General features: G+C 54.5%; 1 protein-coding gene and 1 pseudogene. Both read right to left on the bottom strand.

The features are described 5' to 3' along the window. On the bottom strand, nucleotides 1-581 hold a 581-nt coding region (locus A3754_RS20410; RefSeq protein WP_156497117.1), incomplete at its 3' end, for a cyclic nucleotide-binding domain-containing protein. A gap of 133 nt (nucleotides 582-714) precedes the next feature. Further along, nucleotides 715-899, bottom strand: a pseudogene (locus tag A3754_RS27970) (hypothetical protein); the annotation flags it as partial.

Below are 899 nucleotides of genomic sequence, written 5' to 3'. Positions count from 1 at the left end.
TCGCATACGCCTTCTTTCAGGATATAGCAGCAATCAGCGGCCTCTCCCTGACGAATAATCACCTCACCTTCTTTGTGGCGGGTGGCTTTGAGACGGCGAAAGATTTCTAGGATATTGGTCGGCGGCACCCGATGAAAAAGCTTGGACTTGAGCAACCGGATCATCCATTCCCGGTCGTTCTGGTAGGCAGAGTTAGCATTAATATCAAGAATGACGTAACCCGCCGACTGGTCCCATGACAAAATGGTATCCAGCCGGAAGCTGTCAAAGCGCACCACACTCACCTCACCCACGGCTTTTGCGGTACTGCGCCGGGGCTGCACATGCTCCAGTGGGTGCCAGGATGCGGTATCCCCAGCACTGACTGTATGGCTATTGCCGTCTTCATCGGTTAGTTCAACCCGGCCGCTAAGCAGGTAAATCGTGGTGTTGTCCTGATCACCCAGCGAAAAAAGGGCATCACCTGACGCATAGCGGCACACTTCCTGCTGGTCGAGCAGCCAGTCCAGTTGATCCCCAGACAGCGCGTTAACCGGCACAAACGTCTGTAACAGGCTTTTATCGATGGATTCCTGCGCCATAACAGCGGCTCCCGATGTTCTTGTTGTTGCAATGGTGATTGCAATTCTGCCGGGCCAAAGCCCCTATCAGAAAAAAGTACTGCAAAAATCTTACCAATCAAGCACCTGGCGGACCCAGTTCACAATTGCTCGCTCAACGGAATCGCAGCACATTGTCGATGGCAGAGTCATTGCGGCAGTTCGGGCAGCGGTTAGCATTGCAATCTGACACCCCGGGCTTGAACTGATTGGGCACCTCCACACGGATTACCCGCTTGCCACAGGGAGACTGGTCGGCCCCAACGGGAACCTGGCAGGTGGGGCTTTCATAGTGCGCCA

The organism is Alcanivorax sp. HI0083 (assembly GCF_001635175.1).
This window is presented reverse-complemented; position numbering and strand designations above follow the sequence as displayed.